The 23,808-nt window shown below is 72.4% G+C and carries 22 protein-coding genes and 2 pseudogenes; 14 read left to right on the top strand and 10 right to left on the bottom strand.

Going from position 1 to position 23,808, the window contains the following annotated elements; translation table 11 throughout:
* The first annotated feature begins 29 nt into the window (after window positions 1-29).
* The 5 genes from IEY56_RS16220 (at window position 30) to pyk (ending at window position 6,449) form a co-directional block, all read left to right on the top strand.
* On the top strand, window positions 30-1,733 hold the full coding sequence (locus IEY56_RS16220) for a pyridoxal phosphate-dependent decarboxylase family protein (protein WP_189037914.1): 1,704 nt from the start codon (window positions 30-32) through the stop codon (window positions 1,731-1,733).
* Window positions 1,730-3,469 (top strand): lysine N(6)-hydroxylase/L-ornithine N(5)-oxygenase family protein, encoded by a 1,740-nt coding sequence (locus tag IEY56_RS16215; RefSeq protein ID WP_229711940.1) that lies wholly within the window; start codon window positions 1,730-1,732, stop codon window positions 3,467-3,469. The genes IEY56_RS16220 and IEY56_RS16215 overlap by 4 nt, the downstream gene beginning before the upstream one ends.
* Window positions 3,470-3,703: 234 nt before the next feature.
* Window positions 3,704-4,072, top strand: a complete 369-nt coding sequence (locus IEY56_RS16210; RefSeq protein WP_189037913.1) for a VOC family protein — start codon at window positions 3,704-3,706, stop codon at window positions 4,070-4,072.
* A gap of 47 nt (window positions 4,073-4,119) precedes the next feature.
* Window positions 4,120-4,830, top strand: coding sequence for an SIMPL domain-containing protein (locus IEY56_RS16205; protein WP_189037912.1), 711 nt, complete (start codon window positions 4,120-4,122; stop codon window positions 4,828-4,830).
* 179 nt (window positions 4,831-5,009) lie between these two features.
* A complete protein-coding gene (gene pyk, locus IEY56_RS16200) occupies window positions 5,010-6,449 on the top strand; it encodes a pyruvate kinase (RefSeq protein WP_189037911.1) in 1,440 nt (479 codons plus the stop codon).
* 36 nt (window positions 6,450-6,485) lie between these two features.
* Here pyk and IEY56_RS16195 read toward each other — a convergent pair whose 3' ends face one another.
* Window positions 6,486-6,824 (bottom strand): chorismate mutase, encoded by a 339-nt coding sequence (locus IEY56_RS16195; RefSeq protein WP_045864419.1) that lies wholly within the window; start codon window positions 6,822-6,824, stop codon window positions 6,486-6,488.
* A 614-nt stretch (window positions 6,825-7,438) separates the two neighbouring features.
* Here IEY56_RS16195 and IEY56_RS16190 point away from each other — a divergent pair.
* A pseudogene (locus IEY56_RS16190) lies at window positions 7,439-7,585 on the top strand (IS110 family transposase); the annotation flags it as partial.
* Between the two features lie 103 nt (window positions 7,586-7,688).
* Here the strand turns inward: IEY56_RS16190 and IEY56_RS16185 are convergent.
* Together IEY56_RS16185 and IEY56_RS28505 are read right to left on the bottom strand one after the other, a co-directional pair.
* Window positions 7,689-7,994: a hypothetical protein gene (locus tag IEY56_RS16185; RefSeq protein ID WP_189037910.1), complete on the bottom strand. Its 306-nt coding sequence runs from the start codon at window positions 7,992-7,994 to the stop codon at window positions 7,689-7,691.
* A gap of 159 nt (window positions 7,995-8,153) precedes the next feature.
* Window positions 8,154-8,354, bottom strand: a pseudogene (locus IEY56_RS28505) (hypothetical protein); the annotation flags it as partial.
* A gap of 63 nt (window positions 8,355-8,417) precedes the next feature.
* On the opposite strand from IEY56_RS28505, the gene IEY56_RS16175 reads away from it, so the two are divergent.
* The 3 genes from IEY56_RS16175 (at window position 8,418) to IEY56_RS16165 (ending at window position 10,294) form a co-directional block, all read left to right on the top strand.
* A complete protein-coding gene (locus IEY56_RS16175) occupies window positions 8,418-9,341 on the top strand; it encodes a hypothetical protein (RefSeq protein WP_189037908.1) in 924 nt (307 codons plus the stop codon).
* A gap of 94 nt (window positions 9,342-9,435) precedes the next feature.
* Window positions 9,436-9,900 carry a PPOX class F420-dependent oxidoreductase gene (locus tag IEY56_RS16170; RefSeq protein ID WP_189037907.1) on the top strand — a complete coding sequence of 155 codons (465 nt, stop codon included), beginning with the start codon at window positions 9,436-9,438 and terminating at the stop codon, window positions 9,898-9,900.
* Between the two features lie 238 nt (window positions 9,901-10,138).
* A complete protein-coding gene (locus IEY56_RS16165) occupies window positions 10,139-10,294 on the top strand; it encodes a hypothetical protein (protein ID WP_189037906.1) in 156 nt (51 codons plus the stop codon).
* A gap of 134 nt (window positions 10,295-10,428) precedes the next feature.
* On the opposite strand, the gene IEY56_RS16160 is transcribed toward IEY56_RS16165, so the two are convergent.
* Together IEY56_RS16160 and IEY56_RS16155 are read right to left on the bottom strand one after the other, a co-directional pair.
* Window positions 10,429-11,310, bottom strand: a complete 882-nt coding sequence (locus IEY56_RS16160; RefSeq protein ID WP_229711939.1) for a Sco1979 family transcriptional regulator — start codon at window positions 11,308-11,310, stop codon at window positions 10,429-10,431.
* 300 nt (window positions 11,311-11,610) lie between these two features.
* On the bottom strand, window positions 11,611-12,102 hold the full coding sequence (locus IEY56_RS16155; protein ID WP_189037904.1) for a hypothetical protein: 492 nt from the start codon (window positions 12,100-12,102) through the stop codon (window positions 11,611-11,613).
* A gap of 651 nt (window positions 12,103-12,753) precedes the next feature.
* On the opposite strand from IEY56_RS16155, the gene IEY56_RS16150 reads away from it, so the two are divergent.
* Together IEY56_RS16150 and IEY56_RS16145 are read left to right on the top strand one after the other, a co-directional pair.
* Window positions 12,754-13,845, top strand: coding sequence for a sensor histidine kinase (locus tag IEY56_RS16150; RefSeq protein WP_189037903.1), 1,092 nt, complete (start codon window positions 12,754-12,756; stop codon window positions 13,843-13,845).
* Between the two features lie 65 nt (window positions 13,846-13,910).
* Entirely contained in the window at window positions 13,911-14,519 is a 609-nt protein-coding gene (locus tag IEY56_RS16145; protein ID WP_189037902.1) for a response regulator transcription factor, read from the top strand.
* A gap of 25 nt (window positions 14,520-14,544) precedes the next feature.
* Here IEY56_RS16145 and IEY56_RS16140 read toward each other — a convergent pair whose 3' ends face one another.
* Window positions 14,545-15,183 carry an NADH oxidase gene (locus IEY56_RS16140; RefSeq protein ID WP_189037901.1) on the bottom strand — a complete coding sequence of 213 codons (639 nt, stop codon included), beginning with the start codon at window positions 15,181-15,183 and terminating at the stop codon, window positions 14,545-14,547.
* Between the two features lie 405 nt (window positions 15,184-15,588).
* Here IEY56_RS16140 and IEY56_RS16135 point away from each other — a divergent pair, with 405 nt between their 5' ends.
* A complete protein-coding gene (locus tag IEY56_RS16135; protein WP_189037900.1) occupies window positions 15,589-16,626 on the top strand; it encodes an AfsA-related hotdog domain-containing protein in 1,038 nt (345 codons plus the stop codon).
* A 166-nt stretch (window positions 16,627-16,792) separates the two neighbouring features.
* Window positions 16,793-19,702: an AfsR/SARP family transcriptional regulator gene (locus IEY56_RS16130; protein WP_189037899.1), complete on the top strand. Its 2,910-nt coding sequence runs from the start codon at window positions 16,793-16,795 to the stop codon at window positions 19,700-19,702.
* Between the two features lie 147 nt (window positions 19,703-19,849).
* Here IEY56_RS16130 and IEY56_RS16125 read toward each other — a convergent pair whose 3' ends face one another.
* Both IEY56_RS16125 and IEY56_RS16120 read right to left on the bottom strand, forming a co-directional pair.
* The gene (locus IEY56_RS16125) at window positions 19,850-20,029 is read right to left on the bottom strand and encodes a hypothetical protein (RefSeq protein WP_189037898.1); all 180 of its coding nucleotides are present in this window, start codon (window positions 20,027-20,029) and stop codon (window positions 19,850-19,852) included.
* A complete protein-coding gene (locus tag IEY56_RS16120; protein ID WP_189037897.1) occupies window positions 20,022-21,152 on the bottom strand; it encodes an alpha/beta hydrolase in 1,131 nt (376 codons plus the stop codon). The genes IEY56_RS16125 and IEY56_RS16120 overlap by 8 nt, the downstream gene beginning before the upstream one ends.
* Window positions 21,153-21,430: 278 nt before the next feature.
* Between IEY56_RS16120 and IEY56_RS16115 the strand changes: the two genes are divergently transcribed.
* The gene (locus tag IEY56_RS16115; RefSeq protein WP_229711938.1) at window positions 21,431-22,027 is read left to right on the top strand and encodes a hypothetical protein; all 597 of its coding nucleotides are present in this window, start codon (window positions 21,431-21,433) and stop codon (window positions 22,025-22,027) included.
* Between the two features lie 90 nt (window positions 22,028-22,117).
* Here IEY56_RS16115 and IEY56_RS16110 read toward each other — a convergent pair whose 3' ends face one another.
* Window positions 22,118-22,999, bottom strand: coding sequence for a 4'-phosphopantetheinyl transferase family protein (locus tag IEY56_RS16110; protein ID WP_229711937.1), 882 nt, complete (start codon window positions 22,997-22,999; stop codon window positions 22,118-22,120).
* The gene (locus IEY56_RS16105; RefSeq protein ID WP_189037896.1) at window positions 22,932-23,795 is read right to left on the bottom strand and encodes a 2-oxo acid dehydrogenase subunit E2; all 864 of its coding nucleotides are present in this window, start codon (window positions 23,793-23,795) and stop codon (window positions 22,932-22,934) included. Before IEY56_RS16105 ends, IEY56_RS16110 begins: the two co-directional genes overlap by 68 nt.
* Between the last annotated feature and the right edge of the window lie 13 nt (window positions 23,796-23,808).

Below are 23,808 nucleotides of genomic sequence, written 5' to 3'. Positions count from 1 at the left end.
GTGGCCGCTTAACCGAAAGAGTCTGGCTGATGGATGCGTTCGCCGACGATGCCCGAGTGCTCGCGGGTGGCAGTGAAGGGGCGGCAGCGCTGCGCTCGTTGACGGGTGTGGTGTTCGACGCGCTGGAGGCGGGGGCGGCGCGGCGGGGTGGTCCGCTGCCGTCGGGCGGTCCCGCGGCTGTGGCGGAGCGCGTCCGGGCTGTGCTCGGGGAGTCGCGGGACGGGCGTGCCGCGGGGGTGCTGCCGGAGGAGGGCACCGGGGCGGTCGAGGCGCTGAGTTCGCTGGTGGGGCTGGCGGCGGAGGGGGCGGCGGATCCGGCTGATCCGTTGTGCGCGGCGCATCTGCACTGTCCTCCGCTGGCGGTCGCGGCGGCGGCGGACCTGTCGGCGAGCGTCTTGAATCCGTCGATGGACTCTTGGGATCAGGCTCCCGCGGCTTCGGAGCTGGAGGCGTCGGTCTGCCGGGCGCTGGCGGGCCTTCTGTACGGCGGGCGGGGTGGTGTGGACGGGGGCCCGGACGCGCTGGTGACGACCGGGGGGACGGAGTCGAACCAGCTCGGCGTCCTGCTGGCGCGGGAGGCGTCCGGTCCGGGCGTGCGCGTGGTGTGCGGTGCGAACGCGCATCACAGCGTGCCGCGCGCGGCGTGGCTGCTGGGCCTGCCGGAGCCGGTACGGGTGCCGGCGCCGCGGGGTGTGCTGGAGCCGGCGGGGTTGCGGGGCGCGCTGGAGTCGCTGGGTGCCCGGGCTCCGGGTGCTCCGGTTCTCGTGGTGGCGACGGCGGGTACGACGGACACCGGCGCTATCGATCCGCTGGACGGACTGGCCGACGTCGTCCGGGAGTTCGACGTGCGCTCCAGGAGCGGGGGCGGCGGCGGGGTGCGGCTGCACGTGGACGCCGCCTACGGAGGGATGCTGCTGTTCAGCGGCGGGCTGCGTGCGCGTCTGTCGGGTCTGGAGCGGGCGGACAGCGTCACTCTCGATCTGCACAAGCTGGGCTGGCAGCCCGTCGCGGCCGGCTTGTTCGCCGTTCCGGACGGGCGGGCGCTGCGGCCGCTGGATCACCGCGCGGACTATCTGAACGCCGACGACGACACGGCCGCGGGGCTGCCGGATCTGCTGGGCCGCTCGCTGCGTACGACGCGGCGTCCGGACGTCCTCAAGGTCGCGGTCACGCTGCGCGCGCTGGGGCGGGCGGGGGTGGGGGCTCTCGTGGATCGGACGTGCGGTGTGGCCTCGCGTCTCGCCGCGCTGGTGGAGGCGGATCCACGGCTGGAGCTGTTCGGTCCGCCGGCGCTGTCCACCGTGCTCTTCCGGCCGGTGGGCGCGGACGCGGAGGCGGTGGCCGCGGTGCGGCGGCGGCTGCTCGGCGAGGGCAGGGCGGTCCTGGGCCGTGCGGCCGTGTCCCGGGAGGGCGGCGGCGCGGCGGAGGGGGCGGGCTGCGGCGGGTTGTGGCTGAAGGCGACGCTGCTCAATCCGCACGCGGGCGAGGGCGATCTGCGGGCCCTGCTGGGGCTCGTCCTCGACGCGCTGCCGTCGTCGGCGGTGCGGGACGCGGCCGGGCCGGTGCCCGCCGCATCTGCCCGGCCCCTGTCCGCGTCGCGCTCCGGTACGCCTCCCCCGCCGCGCGTGCCCGCCGCACCCGTCCCGCCGTCCGCGCCCTCGGCGGCTGCCGGGCCCGCGAACGTCATCACTCCCGTCACCGCCTCCAGTTCAGCAAGGAGCCCCCGCTCATGACGACTGCCGAAGATCCGCGTTTCCAGCGGTCCGCTCCGGCCCCCGGCCTTCCTCCGCATGCGACGAACTACGGCGCCGTCAACGGCGGCAGCAGCACGGGCGGGGGCTCCAGCGGCGGCGCGTCCGCGGGGCAGGGCGCGTTCGCGGCAGGGGCTTCGGCGTACGCGCTGCCCGGGCAGCGCTCCGCGCAGGGGCGCCCCGCTCTGACCGTCGAGCCCGGAGGGGGCAGCGGGGCGAAGGGCCATGACTCGGAGCACCGGCCCCTGGACCTGGCGGGCGTGGGCATCGGGCCGGCCAACCTCTCGCTGGCGGCCCTGGCCGACGGCGTGCCGGGGCTGAGGGCCGCGTGTTACGAGCAGCGGGCGGGCTTCGCGTGGCATCCGGGGATGCTCATCGAGGGCGCGACGCTCCAAGTGCCGTTCCTGGCCGATCTGGTGACGCTCGCCGATCCTGCGTCCCGCTGGTCGTTCCTCAACTACCTCAAGGCGCGGGACCGCCTCTTCCCGTTCTACTTCGGGGAGCGCTTCCACATCGAACGGACCGAGTACGACGCGTACTGCCGCTGGGTGTGCGAGGGGCTCGCCACGGCCGGGCCGCGTGCCGTGGGCGGGCCCGGCAAGGGCAGGGGCGGGGCCAGGGGTTCGGCGGCCGCGGGCCCGGGACTGCACTTCGGGCACCGGGTCGACGCGGTGCGGTGGCATCCCGGACTGCGCCTGTTCGAGCTGGACTTCACCAGGACGGACACGGACGCCGCTAAGCAGGGGCGTTCGTACGCCAGGAACCTGGTCCTGGGCGTGGGTACGGCGCCGTACGTGCCGGAGCCGCTGCGCGCGCTGGCCGCTTCGACGGGCGCCGGGGCCCCGGTCGTCCATTCGGCCGGCTATCTGGAGCACCGGGAGCGACTGCTGGCGGCGGGTCACGTCACGGTGGTGGGGTCGGGCCAGTCGGGTGCGGAGGTCTTCCTCGACCTGTTGCGGAACCGTCCCGCCGGGCGGGAGGGGCTGCACTGGATCACGCGGAGCGGCGCGTTCGCGCCCATGGAGTACAGCAAGCTGGGTCTTGAGCACTTCACGCCGGACTACACCCGCTACTTCCACGGTCTGCGGCAGTCCGTGCGGGACGAACTGGTGCCCCGTCAGTGGCAGTTGCACAAGGCGGTCGACCACGGCACGCTCGCCGCGATTCACGACGAGCTGTACCACCGGACGCTGGGCGGCGGCTGGCCCGACGCGGTGATCACTCCGGGGGTGGCCGTGCGTACGGCGGGGCGGGTCGGGGCGACCCGCGTGGAGCTGCATCTGGAGCAGGCCGAACAGGACGTGCGGACGCGGCTGGTGACGGACGCGGTCGTGCTGGCCACCGGCTATCGCGAGCGTCCGCTGGACGGGGTGCTGGCCTCGCTGGAGCCGTGGCTCGTGCGGGACGACGCGGAGCGGCTGCGGATCGACGAGCACTACCGCCTGGTGACGGACCCGTCGGTGGGGGGCGCGGTGTACGTGCAGAACGCGGAGCGGCATACGCACGGTGTCGGGGCGCCGGATCTGGGCCTGGTGGCCCACCGGAGCGCGGTCATCCTCAACTCCCTGACGGGTGAGGAGCATTACCGGCTTCCCCGGCGGACGGCGTTCACGACGTTCGGGCTGCGTCCGGAGGGGGCGCTGGCCGCCGGTACGCCGGGCGTGGCCGAGCAGGCGGACCGGCGGCACGAGGGTTTCCGGCCGCTGCGCATGAGCTGAGCGTCCGCTCCGCGGTGCTTCCGCGCCCTGGCTTCCCGCGACGTCGACGTCAGGGCGGCGTCGTCCGGCGCGGGGCGAGGCGAGGCGTCGGGAGCGCGTGGGGCGAGGCGAGGCGTCGGGAGCGCGTGGGGCGAGGCGAGGCGTCGGGAGCGCGTGGGGCGGCGGCGCTGGGTGGCGCCGCGTGAATGGGCCGAAGCGGCTGACAGGAGATCGACGTGGTGGAACACTACAGGGATGTTCGATCACATTTCGATTCAGGCGCAGGACCCTGCCGCCGCAGCGGCCTTCTACGACACCGTTCTGGAGCCGCTCGGGGCGACCCGCATCCTCGACTTCGGGGACGTCGTCGGCTACGGCAGAGCGGCCCCGGCCTTCTGGCTGGGCCCCGCGGGCGGTCAGGGGCAGGCGCGCGAGATCCATATCGCGTTCACGGCCTCCGACCGGGAGACGGTCGACGCCTTCCACAAGGCCGCTGTCGCCGCCGGCGCGGAAGTGCTGCACGCACCCCGGCTGTGGCCCGAGTACCACGAGTCGTACTACGGGGCCTTCGTGCGCGACCCGGACGGGAACAACGTCGAGGCGGTGTGCCACCTGCCGGGGTGATCCGGGGATCGACCGCACGACACGCGGAGGTCTGCCAGAGTGGCCGCATGACGAACACCCCTGGTCACACAGCAGAGTCCGGCCCCGTTCCGTACGGGACTCCGGACGAGCCGCGCGTCGCAGTCCGCGGCGAGGCGAGCCTCGAGTTCGACCCGGAGGTCGCGAACATCTCGGTGCAGGTCGCCTCCCGTGGGACCGGCCGCCGCGACGCCCTGAAGATGCTGACCCGGCGCAACTCCGAGGTGCTGGAACTGGTCAAGAGCTACGGCGAGGCCGTCGAGAAGCTCTCCACCGGCTCCTTCTCCGTCACGCCCGAACTGGCGGAGAAGGGCCGCAGGGAGCGCGTCCGCTGCTACAACGGGCGCGTGCAGATCTCGGTGACCGTCGGCGACTTCACCGCGCTCGGGGAGATGACCACGCGCCTCGCCGACCTGGAGATGACCAGGGTCTCCGGCCCCTGGTGGGCGCTGCGCCCCGACTCCCCCGCGCACAGGGAGGCACGTCAGCAGGCGGTCCGCGAGGCCGTCACCAGGGCCCGCGAGTACGCGGGGGCGCTGGGCGCGGATCTGGTGGCGCTGGTGGAGCTGGCGGACCAGGGCGCGGAGAGCCCGGCGCCGCCGCCACCCATGGGAATGCGCACCGCCTCCTACGGCGGAGCCGCCCCGGAGGGGGCTCCCGCACTGGACCTGGAGCCGCGGCGGCAGCGGGTCCATGCGCAGGTGAACGCGCGGTTCGTGATGAGCCGCCCGGCGCTCTGACGGCCGGGGGCCGGTGGCGTCGCCGGGTGCCGGCCCGGCGACGCGGCGCACCGCATCCGGCGCTCATCAGAGCGAGCGGCCGCGCACTTTACAAGTTGTCAATGCACCTTTGCGTGGCGGACGTTGGCGACTCCCCTTGAGGCCGGTCCATACCCATCGGTAAGTCGTAGGCTCGTCATATGCGCCGCGCAAAGATCGTCAGCACACTGGGTCCCGCCACCAACTCGTACGAGCAGATCAAGGCGCTCGTCGACGCGGGTATGGACGTGGCCCGCCTCAACATGAGCCATGGCTCGCACGCCGAGCACGAGGAGCGCTACCACCGGGTCCGCAAGGCCGCGGAGGAGGCGGGCCGCAGCGTCGGCGTCCTTGCTGATCTTCAAGGCCCGAAGATTCGGCTGGGGTGTTTCCGTGAAGGGCCGGTACTCCTTGAACGCGGCGACGAGTTCGCCATCACCGTCGAGGAGAACGTCGAGGGCGACCGCTCCCGCTGTGGAACGACCTACTCCGGTCTGGCCGCAGACGTCTCGGCGGGCGAGCGGATCCTCGTCGACGACGGCCGCGTGACGCTGGAGGTCGTCGCCGTCGACGGTCCCGCCGTGCGGACCGTGGTCGTCGAGGGCGGCATGGTCTCCGACCACAAGGGCCTCAACCTGCCGGGCGTCGCGGTATCCGTTCCGGCGCTCTCCGAGAAGGACGTCGAGGACCTGCGCTGGGCGCTGCGCACCGGTGCGGACGTCATCGCCCTCTCCTTCGTGCGCAGCGGGCACGACGTGAAGGAGGTCCACCGCATCATGGCGGAGGAGGGCCGGTTCCTCCCCGTGATCGCGAAGCTGGAGAAGCCGCAGGGCGTCTCGAACCTGGAGTCCGTCGTGGACGCGTTCGACGGCGTGATGGTCGCCCGGGGAGACCTGGGTGTGGAGATGCCCCTTGAGTCGGTGCCGCTGGTGCAGAAGCGCGCGATCAAGCTGTGCCGGCGCAACGCGAAGCCCGTCATCGTGGCCACGCAGATGCTGGAATCCATGATCGACTCGTCCAGGCCGACGCGTGCCGAGGTCTCCGACGTCGCCAACGCGGTGATGGACGGTACGGACGCGGTGATGCTCTCCGGCGAGACCAGCGTCGGGAGGCACCCCGTACAGGTGGTGAAGACGATGGGCCTCATCGTCGAGGCGGCCGAGGAGGACATGCTCTCCAAGGGCCTGCCGCCGCTCACCGAGCACAGCAAGCCGCGCACGCAGGGCGGCGCCGTCGCGCGGGCCGCGGCGGAGATGGGCGACTTCCTCGGGGCGAAGTTCCTCGTCGCGTTCACGCAGTCCGGGGACACGGTGCGCCGCCTGTCCCGCTACCGCTCCCCCGTGCCGGTGCTCGCCTTCACCCCGGACCCGTCCACGAGCGCCCAGCTCAACCTGACCTGGGGCGTGGAGTCCTTCGTCGGCCCGACCGTGCAGACCACCGACGAGATGGTCGAGCAGGTCGACGAGCAGCTGCTGAGGCTGGGCCGCTGCCAGAAGGGCGACCTCGTCGTGATCACCGCCGGGTCGCCGCCGGGCGTGCCCGGGTCGACCAACCTCGTGCGCGTCCACCACATCGGCGAGGACGACGCCCCGAAGAGGTGACTCCGGTCTCCGCGGGGGACGCCTGCATCCTCCCGTTCAGGAGCGGGCCATCGTCTCGTGGTGCCTGATCACTTCGGCGATGACGAAGTTCAGCAGCTTCTCCGCGAAGGCGGGGTCGAGTTTCGCGGAGACCGCCAGCTCCCGCAGGCGGGCGATCTGGCGCGCCTCCCGCGCCGGGTCGGCGGGCGGAAGGTCGTGGTCGGCCTTGAGCCTCCCGACGCGCTGGGTGCACTTGAAGCGTTCCGCGAGCATGTGCACCACGGCCGCGTCGATGTTGTCGATGCTGTCGCGCAGCGCGAGCAGCTCCTCCCGTACCGACTCCTCGATGCCTTCGGTCGTGCTCTCACCGGTGCTGCCCGGGGTGTCGTGAGTCATCGCCATGCCGTTCCAGATCGACCCGTGTGGTGCCGGGCGGTGCCTGCCTGCTACGCCCGCCCCGACCCTATGCCGCCGCGGCGCGTGGCGCGGCACGGCCCTGGGGGCGTACCGGGTCGTGACCGGTCCGGTCGTCCGGCCTCCCCCTGAGCCTCCGCCCCGGTGGACCAGCGTGGACGACGGGAGGGCAACTGCGCGGCCGTGAGCGGGCGTTCACCAGGGCGGTACCTGTGACGGGGTCAGAGCCGCCGTCTCGCTACCGCGTGCCCGGCGGTGCCTGCTGAATGATCTCGCGTGCCGCGCGCACGAGGGCGGCGTTGCCCGGCGCGGGGCCCCGCCGGGGAGATGGAGCACGTCTTCCAGGCCGATACGGGCATCCAGGCGGCGGGAGGCCGCGAGCCCGCAGGACGGGCCACGCGGCGGTGTCTTCGCCGTGCAGGAGGACCTGTGCGGCCGCCGGCGCGAGCCCGCCCAGCAGGCCGGCTGCGGCGCTGAGCGCCTCCCGCGGCGCGGTCTCCGTGATCTCGGCCAGGACGCGCAGGACCCGGCGCGATCCGGGCCACTCCAGGGACCGCAGTACCGCAGGGGTACCGGAGCAGATGCCCGCTTTCGACGCCGAGCGGCGGACCGCCGACCTCCACCCGGGTGGGGCAAGACCGACGCGAAGGATGCCGCAGTGATCGCGGACGGACGCGACCCGCACCATGCCGCACGCACTACGCACCCTGGAGCTGACGGACGAGATCACGGCCGAGCCGACACCGGGCGGCAGCGGCCCCGCTTCGACGAACTCGCAGTCCGCTACCTGGCCACCTTGCACATCACAGCCATCAACGGATGGCTCCACCTGATTCGAAACTCGCGTCAGTCGTCGCAGCCGTTGTTCTTGCCGTGGCCTGCGGTAAGTCCGGCATTGGTGGTGCCGCCCTTGCCTCCCTTGTTTCCTCCGCTGGTGGTGCCGCCCCGGCTGCCACTCGTGCCACCGCTTGTCTTGGTGAGAGAGGCGGACTTCGCGTCTTCCTGGAAGGTGGTACGGGTGGGGGCGCCCTTATCGCGTTTGTCGCAGTCCTTGCTCTTGCCGTCGCATCCTGCGGTGAGGGTCAGGGCAGCGGTGGCGGCGACCGCGGCGATGAGCACGGCGGCAGGACGGCGGGTGATGCGTGGATTCACGGTTCCTCCTTGCGGTTGGACATCTTGTACCCGTTGAACTGCGTTGTGTGCAGCGCCAGTTGATCGAAGTCGCCTGCAAGTGCCGTGGCGCGGGCCGGCACAGTCGAGCGGTGTCCGGGCCGAGCGTGCGAGGGTGTCCGGCCGTCGGGACAGCGGTGGTCAGCCGGGGGTGTCCCTATGGGTTTCGTCAAGCTGTGGGGGCTCGGGGTCGAGGAGGGTGCCGTCGCGGAGCATCGCGACGAGCAGGTCGGCTCGTCGTCTCGCGAGGCAGAGGAGGGCTTGGGTGTGGTGCTTTCCATGGGAGATCTTCTTGTCGTAGTAGGTCCTGGAGGCCGGTTCGGCCAGCGCCGCGAACGCTGACGAGGCCGCGGCGGCCGCGCACGTAAAGTGGCAGGGGACCGACGGACTGCGGGGGTGGTGCCGATGGCGGCACGGGATGCGGGAGGCAGAGCCCCCGGGGCCCCTGTGCGGCGCGGGTTCCCTCACCTGGGCACCGTCCGGGCCGCGATCACGGCGCTCCACCGGCGGCTCCCGGAGGACGGGCTGCGGCGGTTCGAGGCCAGCGTGCTCCCCAGCGACGTGGCGTTCTCCGACTCCGAGGACCTCCTCGACGGCGCGCAGCGCATCGCCCGCGTGATGGTGCACCACTTCCGCCTGCCGGACGCCCGTGTCGCCGTCTCCTTCCGGAGCGGGATGCGGGACGCCGCGCACGTCGAACTCACAGCGGGGCCCGAGTACTTCGTGGAGCTCAACGCCCGGTTCACGAAGCACCGCCGGGACATCGGAGCGGCACTCGCGCACGAGGTGGCGCACGTCTTCCTGCACCGCCTGGGGCTCTCCTTCGACGGGACCGAGGACGACGAGATCCTCACGGACACCGCGACCACGTACCTGGGGGCGGGCTGGCTGCTGCTGGACGCCTTCCGGCAGGACCCGCTCACGTCGCAGAAGCTGGGCTACCTCACGCCGGAGGAGTACGGCTACGTCCTGGCGAAGCGGGCCGCCCTGACCGGTGAGGACCCCGCGGTGTGGTTCACCAGCCCGCAGGCGTACGAGGCGTACGTGGAGGGCAGGGCCCTGGCGCGCGCGGAGGCCGCACGGCCGCCTCTGGAGGGGGCCGGCTGGGCGGAGCGCCGCCGCTACGTCAGGGACCGCCGCCGGGCGCAGACGCAGCCGGCTCCTCCGGCGCGGGCGGTGGACGGTGACGGGTACGCCTTCGAGGGCCGTTCGCCGATGCGGGTCTCCTTCCCCTGCCCCGTCTGCAACCAGCGCATCAGGGTGCCGGTGCGCGGAAGGGTCCGGGCGCGCTGCGGACTCTGCCGCACGGTGCTGGAGTGCGACACCTGAGCCACGGGGCCGCGAGCCCGGCGGGGCGGGACGCGGTACGGGCGCGCGGCGGCACGGGTTCAGTGAACGCGCCGCATGACGTACGTTCGGCCGCATGAGCCCTTCCGTCGCCACCAACACCCGCGTCGAGCTGCCCGGCCTGCTCGACTTCGTCCGCCCGCGCCACCGCGCCCTGCTGATCACCCGGCGATCCGACGGCTCGCCGCAGGCGTCGCCGCTGACGTGCGGCGTGGACGACTCGGGGCGCATCGTCGTCTCGACGTATCCGGAGCGGGCCAAGACGCACAACGCCCGGCGGGACCCGCGCGTCAGCGTCGTCGTCCTCTCCGACGAGTGGAACGGCCCCTGGGTGCAGATCGACGGGGACGCCGAGGTGATCGACAGTCCCGAGTCGGTCGAACCGCTGGTGGAGTACTTCCGCAACATCTCCGGTGAGCACCCCGACTGGGACGAGTACCGGGCCGCGATGCTGAAGCAGGGCAAGTCGCTGATCCGGATCACGCCGCGGCACTGGGGGCCGATTGCGACGGGTGGCTTCCCCGCGCGGCTCGCCGGCTGATCGTCTTCCCGGCGCCGCGACACCGGCCCCTGCCAGGCATCTCCCCGGGGCGTGCCCGGGCGGGCCCCGGCCGTGCCGCCCGCCCCTGCTCACGGCACGGCGTGCCGCTCTGTTCCGTCGGGCTGCGAGACGTGCTTCCGCAGGTCAGAATCGGAGTGCGGGAGCCTTACGGGGAGGCGGTCGCGACTACGGGGCCGTACGGCCCTGCGCCCGAGTTTCACAGGGGAGTTGACGAAGAATGACCACGGCCATCCAGTCACGGTCACCCATGGAGAGCGCCTTTTTCGGAGAGGAGCTGAGCCTGCCGCTGGAAGCGCCGCTGTGGCTGCTGGCCGGCGTGGACGACGAGGAAGAGCCCGGCTTCGAGCCCCACATCTGGCGCGGCATCGACTGAGTGTGCCCGCGCGGCCACGCTGTGGAACGGTCGCGCGCACCTGATACGAAGACCGGTCCGCGGTGCTCCCCAGGGGAGAGCCGCGGACCTTCTTGTTCGGCGGCGCGGCCGGGACGGTCCGGGGTGCCGGCGTCTCAGCGCGTGAACTCCTTGCGGAGCCTGTCGAGGTAGGCGCGGGTGTCGGGGACGAGTTCGGAGGCGAGCCGCGAGATCCGGGTGTACGCCTCCAGGTGCGTCACGACGTCGGGCCGCTGGTCGAGGTAGACGGCGCTGGTGAGACCGACCTCGGTGTAGACGATGTCCTGCAGCTCCGGCTCCTTGAACCGGAAGTACGTGACGTGCCCGGTCGTTCCCGAGTGGGCGCCCGCCGCCAGCGGCAGGATGCGCAGCGTGACGCGCGGATCGTCGAGCACCTCCATGACCCGCTCGATCTGGCCGCGCATCACGGCGGGGCCGCCGACCTCGCGGCGCAGCACGGCCTCCTCCAGCACGACCCACAGCTTCGGGGACTCGGGCCCGCCCAGCAGCGCCTGGCGGCGCAGACGCAGATCGACCCTGTGCTCGAGGGCGTGCTCCGGCTCGTAGGGGAAGCCGGCCCGGATGACGGCGCGGGCGTAGTCCCGTGTCTGCAACAGGCCCGTCATGTAGTGCGGTTCGTAGACGCGGATGACCTGGGCAGCGGTCTCGAGGCTGACGTACGCCCTGAACCAGTCGGGCAGCGCCGTCTTGTAGTTGTGCCACCAGCCGGGCTCGTTGGCCTGCTCGGCCATGGCCGTGAAGCTCTCGGCCTCCGCCTCGGAGACCTCGTAGAGCCTCAGCAGCTCCTTGACGTACGGGATCTTCAGACTGACCTGGGCGTTCTCGATGCGGCGGATCGTCAGGTGACTGACGCTCAGCGCCTTGGCGGCACCTTCGAGGGTGACGCCGCGGCTCTCGCGCAGTTCCTTCAGCCGCTTGCCGAGAACGATGCGCAGCACCGTGGGTGCGCTCTGGCCACTCGGCAGTGCCTCGCTCACGCACTGGCTCCTGACCGCAGCGCCCGGAGCAGCCGCCGGCATCCGCCTGGATGCCCAACTGCCCCCGCCCGCCGCGTGGTTGTGATGGGGATGGGGATAACCATGCGGTCGGGAAGGAAAGTTATCAGAGCGGTGCCACTCCGGTTGAGGGCAGGCCGAAGATCCCCGTGTGGAGAGGCAGCTCACACGGGTGCGGCCCCGCACCGGGCTTGAGTTCCAGTGGTGGGGGCCGCACCGTGCACACGGGGTGTGGCGCTGGCGCACGCACGCCGCGGTGCGCCGCCGCGGCGGTTCAGCCCGTCAGCCCTTCAGCAACTCCTTGCCCGTCGCCGCGTCGACGACGGTGCGGTCGCCGAGTTCGCTGTCGAGCTTCACCTTCGTCTTGTCGCTGACGAGCTGCTTGGTGCAGAAGTCCTGGTCCTTCTTCTCCTTGGCCCAGCCCGCGACGATCACGAGCTTGTCCGTCTCCTGCACGTGCGCGCCGTAGCTGCTGTCGCAGCCGCCGTGGCCGACGGTCACGGTCAGCGAGTCGTCCTTGCCCTTGACCGGGCGCTGTGCGGCCTGAAGCGGAAGCATGTCGTTGTGACGCTCCTTCGTCCGCTTCACCTTCGGCCAGTCCTGTTCGATCTGCGTGGCGCGCTTCTCGAAGCGGGACTGCTTCTTCGGTGCCTCGCTGCTGACGGTCTGGCCGCTGCCTCCGCACGCCGTCGCCGTCAGTGCCATGACGGCCAGCGCGGGGGCCAGGGCGAGTGCGGTCTTCGTGCGGGCCTTGCCTGTGGTGCCTTGTCGCATGATCTACCTCCAGCTTCACCGTTCTGACGTCGGTGGCGCCGCCCGGGTTCCGAGGCCGCCCCGGTCGGACCGCCGAACACCGCGACCGGTACTGCCGGCGAGGGGAAACCGCTGGTCACAGCGGTGCCGCAGAGGGATGTATGAGTTCTTCACATGCCGTTCGTGACCGCTGCACTGTGCCCACCTGTCGCATCCTCACAGAATCGTCACTCCAGTCACACTGACTCAGCGGACACCCGGGAGGACGGTCGCCATGCGGCAAGGGGGATGACGGGCGGGCCGGGCCAGGGGGGCGGCAGCAACCCGTGCACCCCGGGTCCCGCGTACGGGGTGGGGACCAGGGCCGGCCGTCCGGCAACGGTGGCGACCCCGGCACCGCACATCGCGAACAGCCGTGGCGCACAGCGCATTTCAAATCGCTCATCGACCCCTCGGCCTTACGCGTTCTCACATATGCTCGTCCCTGACAGCGCATACATGAGCGATTGCAGAGGCTGTGCACTAATGGCACTTCAAGACCGGCTCGGCGGCGCTGCCCTAACGGAAGCAGCCGCAATGGGCCTTACGCCCGACCGGGGCCGGAATCTCCCGGCTCCGCGGTTGGCCCAGGCCATTCTTCTGGCTGCTCTTCTCAGCTATCTGACCATTACAATGCTCAACATTCTGAGCGCACAGCTCGGCCCCGGGAAACTCGTGGCCGCCCTTCTCAGTCTCGCCGCGATATTCCTGATCCAGCTCTCCCACTCGGCGCCCGGCGCGCACCGCGCACCGGCCTGGCGGAAGTGGGTGACGCTGTCCGTCCAGGCGGTCCTCACCTACCTGCCCATGATCGCCTTCCGCGCGATGTGGGGCGCGATGGCCGGCTTCCTGGCCGGTTCGCTGCTGCTGCTCCTGCCGGCGAGGCTGGCCTGGACGCTGTACGGCTCCGTCGGCTTCAGCATGCTGCTGCCCCCGCTGCTGGACGACCGCTCGACGCTTGACGCCATCCACCTGTGCCAGTCCAGCCTCCTCACCGGCCTGGTGGTCTACGGGCTCTCCCGGCTCTCGCAGCTGGTCCGCGAGGTCCACGACACCCGCGACGAACTGGCGCGCATGGCCGTGACGCGCGAACGCCTGCGCTTCGCACGCGACTTGCACGACCTTCTCGGCTACAGCCTCTCCTCGATCACGCTGAAGAGCGAACTGATCCACCGCCTCATCCCCTCCCATCCCAAGCGCGCCACGGAGGAGGTCGCCGACGTGCTGCGCATCTCGCGGCAGTCGCTGGCGGACGTGCGCAGGGTGGCGAGCGGCTTCCGCGACATGTCGCTGCGCGACGAGGTCGTCTCCGCCCAGTCGGTGCTCGGCGCGGCGGACATCGTCGTACGGTCGAGGCTGTCCTTCGGCGTCCTGAACCAGCAGGTCGACACGGTCCTCGCCTCCGTGCTGAGGGAGGCGGTGACCAACCTGCTGCGGCACAGCCGGGCGCGTGTCTGCGAGATCGAGGGGCTCCAGCGGGAGGGGTTCGTACGGCTGTCGGTGACCAACGACGGCGTGGACCCCGCCTACCAGGATCCCTCTCCGTACAGCGGCAGCGGCCTGGGCAACCTGGAGAGTCGGTTGCGCGCCGTCGGCGGCAGCCTCACCTCGGGAAGGGGCAAGGACGGCACGTACCGGCTGGTGGCCGAGGCCCCGGTCAGCACGGTACGGCAGCTCGCGGCGGTGGACGCCGCCGAGCTGCCGCTCGACGGACCGGCGGCCTGACCGGGCGGCCACCGGGGAACGACCGATGCGGACATACCCACCCGCAGAGCTCACACGGGGGCGTCGTGATACGGATACTGCTCGCGGAAGACATGCACATGGTCCGCGGAGCGCTGGTGGCGCTGCTGGACCTCGAGGACGACTTCGAGGTCGTCTGCGAACTGGAGCGCGGTGACGAGGTGGTGGCGGCCGCGCTGGACAAGCGCCCCGACGTCGCCGTCATCGACATCGACCTGCCCGGCATGGACGGGCTGACCGCGGCGTCGATGCTGCACGAGAAGCTGCCGGAGTGCCGGACGCTCATCCTCACCAGCCTCGGCCGGCCCGGAACGCTGCGCCGGGCGCTGGCGGCGAGGGTCTCGGGCTACCTCCTCAAGGACGCGCCGCCGAAGGAACTCGCCGCCGCCGTACGGAGGGTGGCCGCCGGTCACCGCGCCGTCGATCCCCAGCTGGCCCTCGCCGCGTGGGGCGGTACGGACAGTCCGCTGACGGAGCGCGAGACGGAGGTGCTGCGGCTCGCGTCGGAAGGCGCGGAGGCTTCCGAGATCGCCTCCCTGCTGCACCTGTCGACGGGGACGGTGCGCAACTACCTGACGACGGTCGTGACGAAGACGAACGCGCGGAACCGGGTCGACGCGATGCGCATCGCGCGGGAGTCGGGCTGGTTGCTCTGACGGCGGGCCCGCGGGCCGTACCGGCTCAGCCGCCGTCGCCGCCGCAGAAGCGGTCTCCGCCCGCCGTCCGGGCACGGACCACGGTGGCCATTCCCGCACCGGCGAGGTAGTCGAGGATGCCCTCCGTCACCTTCGACGGCAGCGGCAGTGCGGAGGAGATCTCGTCGGGGGTGATCGGCCACGCCAGCATGCCCACCACCCAGACCGCTTCGGGACGGTGCAGGACGACGCGGTGCGGCGAGTCGACCAATTCCAGTGCCACGCCCGCCGGTTCGAGGGTGAAGGAAACCCCTGGAGGCAGCCGCACCTCCCCCAGCTTCGGCAGCCGTTCGGGGGTGAAGGACGCGCGCCGGGAGGCAGGCTGCACCGACAGCAGCGGGCCCTTGAGATCGTCCAGACCGAGCGTGCGCACGACCAGGTGGGACAGGCGGCTCAGCATCAGCATCAGGAAGAGGTACGCGTTCGGGTCCGAGTCCGAACCGCTGCTCCTGACACCGGCGTTCACCAGCAGCACGGGGCCGAGGACCATGCGGTGCAGCACCTCGCGTACGACGGCGCAGCCGCCCTCGACGCACTCCCTGCCCCAGCGGCCGGTCAGGACGATCTCGTCGTCGTTCTCCCCGGCTTCGACCACCACGTCCTCGGAGAGCGACCAGAGGTGCACCGGGCAACTCCCGGCCGGTAGCGGCACGATGGCCCCCTTTCGCACGCATGACTGCCAGTCAAAGTATGCAAGCGCTCCCGAACGGCGCGACAGCTTTCCGATCATCCGCGCGGGGTGAAATTTTCATATCGCACGCTTCGGATTCCGTGAGGCGAGTGATGATTTCCGCCGCGCTCCCCCGGGTATTCATGACGCCGGTCACAGAAAAGGGAATCCCGTGACAGACGTCACCGGCCGCCGGGTGCTGAATTGAGCCTTTCGCCCCAACTGCCCCTCAGGGCTACAGTTTTTCTTCCCTGGTGCTACAGCGGAGCAGGAAAGCCTGAAGGCGCACCAAGGCTTTCCGACCTTGTTTCCGGCGGGCCGTCACCCCGCCGGCATTGCCGCTGAGCAGAGGACACCCTCATGACCATCGTGCCCAGAACCGCAGCCGTCCGTACACAGCGCTCAGGGGCGCTGCCCACGTCCCTCCTGGGTCCCCACCACCTGTTGCACCGGCCCCAGACGCCGGAAGCCTTCCTGCTCCAGTCGACTCCGCCCGTCCCCCAGCAGTTCGCCTTCTCCGCCGAACTGCCCGGCGACCACCCGCTGTTCGGCGACGGCGTCGCGGCGTTCCACGACCTGCTCTCTGCCGTCGAGTCGCTGCGGCAGACCGCCGTGTTCGCCGCGCGCCGCTGCTTCCGCATCCCGGAGAGCCGCCGCATGGTCCTCACCTTCGGGGCCACCGGCATCACGGACGTCGAGCCGTGGCGCCGCACGTCGGGCAGCGCGCAGATCGCGCTCGACCTGCGCGTCGCCCCCGCCGACATCGTCAACGGCGTTCCGCACAGCCTCAGTTGCGGCGCCACGGTGGACATCGACGGTCGGCGGTGCGGCACCGCGGACACCCGCATCGCCTTCCCCACCCCGCTCGTCCACCGCCACCACTGGAACAAGGGCCGCCCGGAGAGCGCACACCGCGCCGCCGAACTGCACGGCGCACCGTCCGCACACCACTCCCCCGCTCCCGAGCGCACCGGACGCCGCTCCACCCGCAACGTGCTGATCGGCATGCCCGTGGACGGCGTGCCGGGCACCCGGGACGACGGCCTGACGTTCCCCGTCGACGTCCTCGCCGCACGCCGGGTCCTCCCGGACGCCTCCGACGCGTACACCACCGCGCTGTTCCTCGAAGTCTCGCGCCAGGCCGCGTTGTTCACCGCGACGGAACTGCACGGCTTCCAGCCCGCCCACGCCGTCCTCTCGCACTGGCAGGCGTCCTTCCGCGGGTTCGCCGACCCCGGACTGCCGCTGTACTGCACCGTCCGGCCTGCGGACGGTACAGCCGCGGCGGGACTGCGCAGGGACGAACGGGAACGACCCGTCGCCGAGCTGCGCCTGGCCTTCACCCAGGGCGGACGCCTCGTCTCGGAGTCCTCCGTCAGCGTGCTGCAGGACTGCTGAGCAGCAGGCGCCTTGGTTCCGCGAAGTCGGTTCCGCAACAGCTGTGTCAACCGGCTTCCGCGAGACCGTCGCTCCTCGTCCGGGGCAACGCCGCCCTTTGCCCCGAGCCATCCGTTCCAGCGGTCCCCGGCCAGCTCCCCGGGCCGCCGTCGAAAGGCAGCACTCCTTGCGATTCCGCATCCTGGGGCCCGTACAGATGACGCCCCGCACGCCGTCAGCGGCCAAGCCGCGGGCGGTGCTGGCCACACTTCTCGTGCAGAGCGGCAGCGTCGTGTCGGTGCACACCCTCATCGACGAACTGTGGTGCGCGGAGCCTCCGCGCACCGCCGCCACCACCCTTCAGGTGTACGTGTCGCAGCTGCGCAAGGCGCTGCTGGATGGCGCCCCCGGCGCCGGGCAGCCCCTCGAGACGCGGCCCCCCGGCTACCTGATGAACACCGGCGACGGCGAACTGGACCTGACCGTCTTCGAGTCGCTGCGCGTGCAGGGCCGAGAGGCGTACGAGCAGCGCGACTACGCCCACGCGTCCTCCCTGCTGGGCCAGGCGCTCGGACTGTGGACGGGGGCGGCCCTGTCCGGCGTCCCGCACGGGCCGATGCTGGAGACGAGCGCCGTACGGCTGGAGGAGCTGCGCAGCGAGGTGCTGGAGCAGCGCATCTCCGCGGACCTCCGCCTGGGGCGGCACCACGGACTGGTCGGCGAGCTGATGGCGCTGGCGCACGCACACCCCATGCGGGAGACGCTCCACGCGCACCTGATGGTGGCGCTCTACCGCTCGGGACGGCAGTCGGACGCCCTCGCGGCCTACCACCGGGCCCGTCAGGCGCTCGTCGACGAACTCGGCGTCGAACCCGGGCCGGAGCTGAAGCGGCTGCTGGAGCGCGTCCTGGCCGCCGACCCCGCTCTCGCGTGGCACGAGCGGTCCCAGGACCTCCCGGAGGGGACGGCACCGCGAGCCGGGCGACGAGGCGCCGGAACGGCGGACGGCGGGGGGCGCGGCACGGGCACGTCCAGCACGGGGACGCTCGGCACCGCGGGCTCCGGGCAGGAGGACGCCGCGGTTCCGCAGCCGGGCCCCGTGCTGTGGCTGCCGCCCCGCGTCGCCGACTTCACGGGGCGCGCAGACCAGATCGCGCTGGGCACGAGCGTGCTGGCGAACGCGCCGGGGCCCGGGAGCGGCGACGGGGAGGGGCCCGGGGACGGGGACGGCGAAGCGCCGCGCGTACTGGCCGTCTCCGGCCGGGCGGGCGCGGGCAAGACCGCGCTGGCCGTCCAGCTTGCGTACGAGACGGCGGAGCACTTCCCGGACGGCCGGGTCCTGCTGCCGCTCCGCGACGCCGGCGGCGGAGCCGTCGACCCCGCGCGCACCCTCAGCACGCTGCTGCGGCGGCTGCGCCTCACTCCGGGCGGTGACGGCGGCGCACCCGCGGCTACAGACCAGGGTCAGGGCGAACTCCCGCCTTCCGAAGGTGAGTTGGAGGAGCTGTCGGACCGCGTCCGGGCCTGCCTGCGGGGCCGGCGGATACTGCTCGTCCTCGACGACGCCGTCTCACAGGCGCAGGTGCGGGCAGTGCTCTCGGCCGCCCCGGAGACCGCGGTCATCGTCACGAGCCGCCAGGCGCCGGCAGGCGTCGAAGGCGTCCGCCATCTGCCGCTCGACGTACTCGCCGCACCGGACGCCGAGCGGCTGCTGGTATCCGCCGGAGGGCCGCGAACTGCCCGTGATCCGGCCGCCGTCACCGAGATCGCCGAGCTGTGCGGGTACCTGCCGCTGGCTCTGCGCGTCGCGGCTGCCGTCCTGGCCGCCCGGCCGCACTGGACGCCCGCCGCACTGGCCGTCCGCCTGCGTGACGAGCGCCGCCGGCTGCCGGCGCTCACGCTCGGCGACCTCGACGTACGCGGCAGCCTCCTGACCGCCTACCGGGACGCGACGCCCGGGCAGCAGCGCGCCTTCCGGCTGCTGGCGCTGGCGCCGCGACCCCACTTCGCACCGTGGAGCGCGGCGGCCCTGCTGGGCACCGGCGTCGCCGACGCGGAGCACGAAGCCGAGGAACTGGTGCGCGGACACCTGCTGGAGGCCAGGCGGACCCCCGGTGCGCGCGGCTCCGTCCGCTTCGGCTACCACCCGCTGCTGCGGTCGCTCGCGGCGGAGACGCTCGCCGAGGAGGCACCACCCGGCGGTCCCGGGACGACCGCGGCCGTGGCCAGGCTCGGACACGCCGGCCTGGCCCTGGCCCGGCACGCGGACAGCATGCTGGCCCCCGGCCGGGACCGGCTCGCCGCCGCAGCGGGCGCTCAAGGGAAAGCTGCGTCCGGCGACGGATGGGAGCTTCCGGAGGACGAGGTGCGGAGTCTGGCGGCCGGTCCGCCGCTGCAGTGGTTCCGCGACGAGGCCCCGGGGCTGCGGGAGATGGTCCGGCAGACCCACACCGCCGGTCTGTGGCAGCTGACCGCCGCTCTGGCCTCCTCGCTCGGCGGCTACTACGAGGCGTGCGCCCTGTGGGGCAAGTGGGACGCCACGCACGAACTCGCCCTGGACGCCGCGCGCCAGGCCGGAGACGCCCACGCGGAGGCAGCGCTCCTGCGCTCCCTGGGCGACCTGGCCTGGCAGCGCCGCCAGGCCGCCCGTGCCGCGGACCGCTACCACCTGGCCCGGCACTTCTTCACCCGATGCGGGGACGCCGCGGGCGCTGCGCGCTGCCTCACCGGCGAGGCCGACGTGCTGCTGGGCCAGGGCCGGACGGCGCGCGCTGAGGAGCACTACGGCCAGGCGCTGGAGACCGGGCGTGCGGAGGGCGACGCCCGCGGCGCGATGGAGGCCCTCCGGGGCCTCGCCTTCGTGGAGTTGAGCCGTGGGCGGCCGGACGGGGCGCTCTCCCGGCTGGGCGAGTGCGAGGCGGCGGCCGGACTGGCGGGCGACACGCGGTGGCTGGAGTACGCGCGGCGCACTGCCGGGCAGGCACGGGCCGCCGCGGAACGGGGCGGGCGCGAGACCTCCGGCGAAATGTCGCTGGAGGTACGGCCCGGCGTGTGGCTCATCCAGCCCGCTCCGGCGGCGGATATCGCGGCGGCCTGAGACCGGCGGCGAGAGCCGCGGCGGCCCGCTCCGGCGGCGGATATCGCGGCGGCCTGAGACCGGCGGCGAGAGCCGCGGCGGCCCGGACCGGCGCCGGCCGCGTGGCCCCGTGGGCGGCCGGGCTTCACGGCCCGGCCGCCCACGGCGTCACGGCTGGTCGCCGCCCGCGGGACGTCCGCCCGGGTTCCGGTGCGCGCGGTCCCGCGCGGGCGGAGCCGGATTGCGCCGCGTCGAGGTCAGATCGCTCTCGAGGACACCGAGCGCTGCGAGCGTGTACCAGGGCCGTACGGTCGACGGCCGGGCACCGTACTGGCGGGGCTTACTCATGGTTGCCTCTCATGGAAGACGCTGACGTGGTGCCGGCATCGGCCGGCTGCCGCCCCGGAGCCTGGTCCGCTCCGGATCCCGCCGCCGCGTTCTGCCGTCCTTGGCCGGTGAACTGCAGCCGCAGCAGCGAGGAGAGCAGCCATCTCCGGGTACCACCGAGGTTGGCAGGTGAACCGTGCACGTCGTCGAAAACCTTCACACGTACGTCACCCTGGGCCCGGCTCAGCAGGGCGTGCTCAGCGGCCGGGATGATCTCGTCGCGGCTGCTGGCGACGTACCGCACCGGGATGCGCAGCGCCCTGATCACCTCGTCGGTCAGGGCGAACTGCCCCAGCAGTGCCCGGAGTTGCGCGGCATCCCGCACGCCGGTCAGGCGGTGCAGCGTCTCGACGGTGATGCGGGGCACCCGCGGCCACCACTGGGCGTCCGTGAAGAATTCGCGGACGGGTGCGCCGACGGTGAGGACATTGCGGATGCGCGAGTCCTCCGCCGCGGCACGCAGCGCGAGATGGCCGCTGAAGCTGAGCGCCATGAGCGAGGCTTCGCCGGTACGGGCGCGGCCGGCGAGGCTGTCGAGCAGGAACGGCAACAGCCGCCAGGAATCCGGGTGGTAGGTGCAGGTGTTCTCCCCGACGCCGGGCAGCTCCCCGACGACGACGGCGAATCCCAGCCGCCGCAGCTTCGGCAGCAGCGGCGCCCACTGCTCCTTGACGCTGACGATGCCGCCCATGACGAGCAGCAGGGGCCTGGGCCGTTTACTGTCCAGGCCGCTCGCCCAGCACACGACGTCGCCGTCGGGGTGCGCGAACTCCAGCCGTTCGATGTCCCGTCGGTCCCGCCGCCATTCGTCGAACGCGGCGACGCACAGCTGCTGCGCGCGGCGCCGGTCCTCGTCCGCGTGACTGGGGAAGCGGGCGAGTGCGTAGTGGCGGCACGCGTCGAGCAGGTCGCCGCGGCGCGCCGCGGCGTCACCCTGCAGGGTCCACACCCGGGCCCATGAACGCGGGTCTCCCGGCGTGTCGTTGGTGATCTGCTCCAGGACGTGCGCGGCCCGTGCGGGGCGCATCCCCTGTCCGCGGGCGTGCAGGCGGGCGAATTCCTTCAGCTCTTGCAGGTGGTCCATTGCCTCACCGTCCGGATCCGGGTTCGCGGGGGCTCTCGGAGCCCGCGCCCAGTGTCGAAGGGCCCCCTTGGGTCCGCCTTGTACGCGGCGGAGGCGCGGCTTTCGCCCAGCTGAAGCGGGGGGCGGGGAGGGCGGGACCGGCACCTTTCCATGGCCGGTAGCCGCCGGAAGGAAAGGCTGGTAATCGACGCAGAAGTTTACAACCTCCTGATATGCCGGAGTGTCACACAACTGCCACCTCGCAGCCGCAGTTCCAACACAGCATCGGAGTGGGACAGATGAGCAACCAGCCCGCATGGGGTGCCCCCCAGCAGCCGTACCCGCCGACGCCGCAGCCGCCGAGGAAGACGGGCGCCGGGAAGGTGATAGGCCTCTCGTGCCTCGGCGTCCTGGCAGCCTGCCTCCTCATCGCCGTCGTCGCCGTGGCCGCCTTCAGCGACGGCGACGGGGGGAGCAAGCGCCCGGACACGTCCGTCGCCGCGACACCGATGAAGACGGCGGAACAGCCCGAAGAGGCGCCGGAGTCCGAGGGGAAGGCGGGGAATCCGCCCGGGAAGGACGTGGCGAAGCCCGAGAAGGACGCGAAAGCCACCGCCACCCAGGCGGAGCGGTTCAAGGCGTTCGTGGAGAAGAACGGCACCACCACGGAGAAGGAGGCGGTCGGACACGTGACCAAGGTCCAGGGAGCCGACGAGCAGAACGACATCATGGATACCGCTGACGTGTTCACCGACTACAGCGGCGGCATGATGGGCGCCCACTCCAAGGACGGCAAGCTGATCGCGAGCGCCTTCGCCGACTGGAGGAGCAGCGAGAACGGACTGGTGACGGTCTACGACAGGGACGGCGAGATCCTGTCGAACGGCAACTTCTGACCGTCCGGACGGACAAGCCGGACCACGCGTCCGCCCCGACCATGAGAAGAGCCCGGCCGCCGGGAGGTCGTCTTCGGCGGCCGGGTTCCCTCAGCTCTCGGCGTGCGACATGGCGTCCAGGACGGCGGCGTCGAGCGCCGTGGACGCGGCGACGTCCCTCGTGGGGCCGAAGCCCGCGTCGCACACGGCGATTCCCGCCGTGTAGCGCCCGTCGAGGAGGCAGGTACGGAAGGTCCAGGCGCGTTCGAAGCCGGGAGCGGGAGTGCCGTCGGGACGGCACAGGGGGACGTGGGCCGGGACGTGGGCCGCGGCGTCGACGGGGAAGCCGAACTCGGTGAATCCGGCGGCCAGTCCGAGACCTGTGGCCTTGCTGTAGGCCTCCTTCAGCGTCCACAGCCGCACCAGCGCCGGATTCCGTTCGCCGCGCGGCAGCGCCTGGAGGGCTCCCGCCTCGTGCGGAGTGCAGGACTGCCGGCACAGGCCCGGCCCGTAGAGGGGGCGGTCGCTGAGCTCGGCGTCCACTCCGATCACGCCGCAGGTGGCGAGTCCCGCCAGAAGCAGGCTGCCGGTGTGGCTGAGGGCGATGTGCACCGCGTCGTAGCCGTGCAGGTACGGACGCCCTGCAGGGGTGTACGCCAACTCCACTTCATGCGGGGCCACTCGGACCGCCGCGGCGACAGCGGCCTTCAGCAGCCGGCGGGACGCGGCGAACCGCTCCCGCACCGCCGGCACCCGCAGGCCGAGGTAGCGCTCCCAGTCGCGGGGCCCGAGTTCCGTGCGGAGCAGCGCCTCGCGGACATGGGGCGGCTGCCGTGCGGGGGCCGCCCAGTCCTCCGTGCGGGAGTGGACGACGGCGTGCGCGTGCTGGGCCAGATCGGCCCGGAGCCGGGTGGTCCAGTCACCCTCAGGTCCCGGGCTCCGCACGGGCCGCACCGGCGTCCGGCCCGCGGGCTTCCGCAGGGCTGCCGTCATGGAAGTCCTCCAGGGTGAGCCGGACATGGCTCAGCACGTCGGCGGCCTCCGCACCGTCGATCACCCTGTGGTCGAAGGTGAGGCCGAGACGCATCACGGGCGCGGCGACGATACGGCCCGCGCGCACCACGGGGCGCTCGGCGATCTGCCCGGCGCACAGGGTCACCGCGGTGCCGCCCGCGGAGTGGAAGCCGTCGACGGGACGGTGGCCCAGCGAGCTGACGGAGACGGTGCCGAAGAGCCCGGAACGCCAGCGCGTGCCGCGCAGGGCGGCGGCGAAGGCCGCGCGTCCCAGCGGGGACGGCAGCCGCCCGAGCTTCCGCACGCCCTCGAACTCGGGCAGTCCGGCGGCTCCTTGACCGCGGTAGCGGTCCACCCGCTGCTGTATCCGCTCCAGTCCCGCGCTCTCCAGGCCGGGTACGAGCGCGGACAGCACGGCGCGTTCGCCGCCGACGTCCCGGTCGAGGGCGAGCTTCCCGGTGACCGTGCCGAAGCGCATCACCCGCGGACGGCGCAGCGCACCGGGCCAGCCCGGGGCCATCGCGGCGTTGGCGCGGGGGTGGCTGTGCAGGGCGCGGCCCGCGGCGAGGAGGAGGTAGCTCACCACGGAGTAGCGCACGCCGCTCTCGCGGGCGGCGGCGCGGTGCTGCTGCACGCGGGTCATGTCGACCTCGGTGTCCAGGTGCACCGGGCGCTGCCGGGCGGCCCACTCCAGGAAGTACAGGGTGTGGCGGCGCCGTCTCTCCACGACGGTGTGCACGCCGTCCCCCTGCTCCGGCGCCTCGGGCGAAGGCATGCTCGCCCTGGGC

The sequence above is a fragment of the Streptomyces daqingensis genome, from assembly GCF_014645895.1.
Classification (GTDB): domain Bacteria; phylum Actinomycetota; class Actinomycetes; order Streptomycetales; family Streptomycetaceae; genus Streptomyces; species Streptomyces daqingensis.
This window is presented reverse-complemented; position numbering and strand designations above follow the sequence as displayed.